Origin of the sequence: Mycobacterium sp., assembly GCF_035499775.1 — a bacterium.
In the GTDB taxonomy this organism is placed as follows: domain Bacteria; phylum Actinomycetota; class Actinomycetes; order Mycobacteriales; family Mycobacteriaceae; genus Mycobacterium.
Genome location: NZ_DATJYB010000102.1, coordinates 1 through 4,653, shown reverse-complemented (window position 1 = coordinate 4,653; position 4,653 = coordinate 1). Strand labels below are relative to the sequence as shown.

Genomic DNA, 4,653 nt, shown 5'->3' with positions numbered 1-4,653 from the left:
CACACCGATCGACCAGCCGTCCCCGGCGATATGGTGCACCGTGATCAGCAGCACGTGCTCCTGGTCGGTGACGCGGAAAAGCCTCGTGCGAAACGGGATGTCGGTGCCCAGGTCAAAGCTGTAGCGCGCCGCCTCCTCGATCGCCTCGGCCAGCCGGTCCGGAGGCCACCCGGTGGAATCGACTACTCCCCAACCGAAGTCGGCCTGCTGCGGCGAAACGATCAGCTGCTGGGGTATCCCGTCGACCGCTGAGAAGACCGTGCGCAGGCTTTCATGACGGACCAGCAGATCGACCAGCGCCGTCTTGAGCGCCTCGACGTCCAGCTGCCCGCGCAGGCGCAACGCCACGGACCTGTTGTAGACCGGTGAGGGCCCCTGCAACTGGGCGATAAACCACAACCGGCTCTGCGCAGACGACAACGGCACCACCGCGGGCCGCTCACGGGCCACCAACGGCTGCAGCCCACCCGAATCGCCGTTGATGCGCGCCGCCAGCTGGGCAATCGTCGGCGCGTTGAACACCGCGCTCACCTTGAGATCGACATCCAGGGCGGCGTTGATCGCGGTGACCGCCCGCATGGCCGACAGGGAATCCCCGCCCAGGTCGAAGAACGACTCGTCGACGCCGACACGCTCCACCCCGAGCAGCCGAGTGAAGACGTCGTGCAGGGCCTGCCTGATCCTGGGGTCGACGAATGTTTCCGGTGCCGGCAGGGCACGGGTGTCGATGTCGCCGTTGACCGTTAACGGCAACGTCTCCAGGACCACCACCTCGGCGGGCACCAGGTACGACGGCAGCCGCTCTGTCAACCGGGCGCGCGCCCCGGCCGGGTCCACCACCCCGGCAACCGACTCGGTGACATAACCCACCAGGCGCTTGTAACCGGGGCGGTCTTCGCGGACGATCGCCACCGCATGATCCACCCCGGGCAGCCCCGCTAGCGCTGCCTCAACTTCACCCAGCTCGATGCGATGCCCGCGGATCTTGACCTGCTCATCTGCACGTTCCGCGTACCCCCGCTGTCCATCACGGTTCATTCGGCCGCCAACACCCGGACGGCTGACGAATCAGGAGCCCGCGTCTTGCGCGAGCCTGTCGCGCAGACTCTTCGGGCGGATATCGGTCCAGTTCTGTTCGATGTAGTCCAGGCACGAGGCACGATCCGCTTCGCCGTGGACCACGCGCCAGCCGGCCGGAATGTCAGCGAATACCGGCCACAAGCTGTGTTGCTCCTCGTCGTTGACCAAGACGAAGAAGGTGCCATTGTCGTCGTCAAACGGGTTGGTACTCACTCGTTCTCCTATCCGTCTACTAAAAGTAGGTCAAGGGCCACACCAGCGAGCGCGGAATCGTTCACGTTGTAGAAACGGACCGGCGACGCCAACATAACACCGACTACCTTCAATTCGGAGGCACTCGCGCGGCTACCGGTCCCAACATCAGAATCACTGAGACACGGTGGTCCGCTCGCGTCGACAATAGCCACCGCCCCGTTGCGGTCGGACGCTTTGCTGCGAGCTTTCCCGCACGTCGGCCCTGCGGCCGACGTCACATAGGCTGCGGCACACCGCTTGCGACTTGTTCGCGAACTTCTTGCGGAATTCTTGCGCTCGCGCGAGGGAACAAGCGACTGGCAGGCGGGGTGAAGCCGGCATTCCCTGATCAATGCGGCGCCGGGTCGTCCGAAGCTACGTCGGGTGGGATGTCGACGACGAGCACTGTGACATTGTCGGGTCCCCCGGCGCCGTTGGCGGCGTCGATCAACGCCGCACACGCGTCATCGGGAACACCGTGCGCAGCAAGGATTTCAGAGATGGCATCGTCTCCGACCACGCCGTGTAACCCGTCACTGCACAACAGGATTCGATCGGCTGGGCGCAGCTCGACGGTCCGCGTGTCCGGCAGCGCCGGTGGGAACATCGCCACATGGCGGGTAAGCACGTGCCGGCCCGGATGCTGAGCAGCCTCCGCCGGGCTCACCTCGCCTGCCTGGATGAGCTCCTCGACCACGTTGTGATCGAAGGTGAGTCGCTGCAGCGAGTCGTCGCGGTACAGGTAGGCCCGGCTGTCGCCGAGATGAGCGATCACCGCCCGCGACGGGGCGACGACGGCGGCCACCACGGTGGTGCCGGTGTCCAGGACGCGAAGATCGGTGCGGCCCACCATATGTAGTTCGTCGGAGAATTCCGCGACCGCAGCCCGCAGCTGTTCGGCCGCATCGCTCTCGTCGTTGTCCGGCGAATCCATTTGGCGCTGCAGATAAGTCGGCAACAGCTGACAGACCAGCTGCGCGGCAAGCGCACCGTTGTTGCTGCAGGCGATCCCGTCGGCCACCACATAGAGACCCAACGCGTCGTCGGCGGCCCAGCGGTCCTGATTGTCGGGCCGCTGGCGGCCGACGTCACTGCGACCGGCGTATTCAACGGAGGACATGAGCCTCACTGGCTCGGTCCGTCGGCGCGAATGTCGAACACGAACTCGTATCCGCCGATGCGGATCGCCGACCCGTCGGCAAGCAGGGCGCTGGTCTTGATTCGCTCGCCGTCGACCTGAACTCCGTTGCGCGAGCGCAGATCCACAATGAGGTAACTCGCGCGGGTGTCGACGATCGCGGCGTGGCGGCGGCTGATTTCGACGTCGGCGAGCATGATGTCGTTGTCGTCGAGCCGACCGATATTCGTCAAACCCGAACTGAGGGCATGGCTTTGCCCGGTCCGGGCGTCGCGTAAGTAGGCCGTGACCGGCCACGCGGATCCGCCCGATGACTGGGTGATCACCGTGAGGGTTTGCAGCGCGGATAGCTTGGCAGCTTCCTGGGCGTCCAGCGGCTCCTGACGCAAGATGCGCTCCTCCAGCTGTTGGATTCGCGGTATCGGGTCGGCGCCCTGGTCGTCGCGCAGGATCTTCCGCAGCCGCCGGCATGCGGCCAGCGCGTCGGTTTGCCGTTCAGTCACATAGAGCGCGGTGATCAGCTGGGCCCACAGCGGCTCCTCATACTGGTGCTCGGTGACCAGCTCTTCGAGTCTGGAAAGCACGACTGAGGCACGCCCGCACGCGATTTCGGCTTCCGCCCACTTCTCCAGCGTGGTCAGATAGTCGCGCCCGAGGGCGGTGCCGAACACTTGGGCGAACTGCAGGTCGCGCAGATCGGCCAGGACGGCCCCTTTCCACTCGCTGAGTGCCGCAACCAGGAACAAGCGCCCCTGCTGGAAGCGCCCCTCGTTGAGCGCCCGCACACCGGCGGCGCTCTTGGCCTGAAACCGTCCGATATCGCACTGGTCCTCGGCCAGCGCCAGCTGGTAGCCGGGCGGCTTTCTGGCCAGCACCGTCTTGTCGTCGAGCCCAGCCTCTTTGAGCAGCTTGCGCAACTCGGCAATGTAGGTGTGCAGGCTCCCGTCGGGCTTGTCCGGCGGCCGGTCCTCCCATGCGTCACTGATCAGCCGGTCGCTGGCGACCGGATGGTTCCGGTTGATGATCAGGCTGGCCAGGATTGCCTTCTGTTTGGGCGTGCCCAACGTGACCGGCTTCCCGCCGACGGTCATCTGCAGCGCTCCAAGCACGTTGAAGCCCAGACGAGTCTCGGCCACGGCCGCCGCGGTCTGGTTCATTGCGAGTTCCCTAATACTCGAAAGCCGACAACGCTGCCCGAAAGCACGCGATGCCAGGATAAATCGATATCGGGCCGGCCACGTGTCTTGTCGAGAAACCGATCGTCAGCCGGCCTGGCCCCACCAGGCCTGCAGCGTTCCTGCCGAGGGCAGTTGGATCGCGTCACCGATCCTTTCGAACAACTCGAACGCGGCATTCACGGTGTAGTCGATGAATCGCCCGAGCGCTTCGAAGTGGACGCCGTACTTCAGCGGGTAGCAGCTTTCGCCGACAACGCCGACTTGCGACGGGCCAGACGTCTCGCGCACAAACGCCTTGGGCCAGTAGGCGTCCCGATTCCAGTCGTTGACCAGCTCCATCAGCCGGGCGCGTTCGCCGGCGGCGTAGTTCTGCACCGGGCTCACCTGGATGGTCAGCAAGTTGCGATCAGGACCGCTGATCCTGATGTGGACGTGCAGCCGGGACTTCTCGTCGCTCATCAGCAACAGGAACTCGTTGCCGTCGCGGCCGCGAAAAAACTTCAGGTCATGGGTGTCCAGGTAGCGTTCGACCAATTCCGTCGTGAGCGGTTCGATGTCCATGAATTCCTCCAGTTGATAGCGAGCCTGATGCGCACCATGCTTCGCCGACACTCTCCGGAATTTCTTGGGACCACCCGCACTGGGCGTAGTTGCTACGGAGGAAAACCGGTCAAACCGCGTGCAGATCCTCCACGGTCGAGGCGCCGCCCGTATTGGCGATATCGATGACGACTGCGGTGATGTTGTCGGGGCCGCCGGCGCTGTTGGCCGCGTCGATCAGGGCCGCGCACGCCTTGCCGGGCTCGCGATGGGCGCGGAGGAGCTGCGCCAGCGACGCATCGTCGACCACCCCGTACAGACCGTCGCTGCACAACAAGATCCGGTCATCGCGTCGCAAGTCGACCACACCGACGTCGGGCAGTGCCGGCCTGCGCATCGCCACATGCCGGGTCAGCACGTTGCGCGCGGAATGCCCGTCGGCGTCTTCGGCGGCGACTTCACCCGCGTCGATCAGGGCCTCCA

The 4,653-nt window shown here is 65.2% G+C and carries 5 protein-coding genes and 1 pseudogene; all 6 read right to left on the bottom strand.

The window, feature by feature from the left end; all coding sequences use genetic code 11:
• Positions 1-1,041: pseudogene (locus VML93_RS07140) on the bottom strand (condensation domain-containing protein); the annotation flags it as partial.
• A 27-nt stretch (positions 1,042-1,068) separates the two neighbouring features.
• Positions 1,069-1,293: an MbtH family protein gene (locus VML93_RS07135; RefSeq protein ID WP_325609092.1), complete on the bottom strand. Its 225-nt coding sequence runs from the start codon at positions 1,291-1,293 to the stop codon at positions 1,069-1,071.
• 370 nt (positions 1,294-1,663) lie between these two features.
• Positions 1,664-2,434 carry a PP2C family protein-serine/threonine phosphatase gene (locus VML93_RS07130; protein WP_325609090.1) on the bottom strand — a complete coding sequence of 257 codons (771 nt, stop codon included), beginning with the start codon at positions 2,432-2,434 and terminating at the stop codon, positions 1,664-1,666.
• Positions 2,435-2,439: 5 nt separating this feature from the next.
• Entirely contained in the window at positions 2,440-3,609 is a 1,170-nt protein-coding gene (locus VML93_RS07125) for a BTAD domain-containing putative transcriptional regulator (protein WP_325609088.1), read from the bottom strand.
• A 105-nt stretch (positions 3,610-3,714) separates the two neighbouring features.
• Positions 3,715-4,191, bottom strand: a complete 477-nt coding sequence (locus tag VML93_RS07120; protein ID WP_325609086.1) for a YbjN domain-containing protein — start codon at positions 4,189-4,191, stop codon at positions 3,715-3,717.
• Between the two features lie 109 nt (positions 4,192-4,300).
• The coding region (locus VML93_RS07115) for a PP2C family protein-serine/threonine phosphatase (protein ID WP_414686298.1) at positions 4,301-4,653 on the bottom strand (353 nt) is incomplete at its 5' end.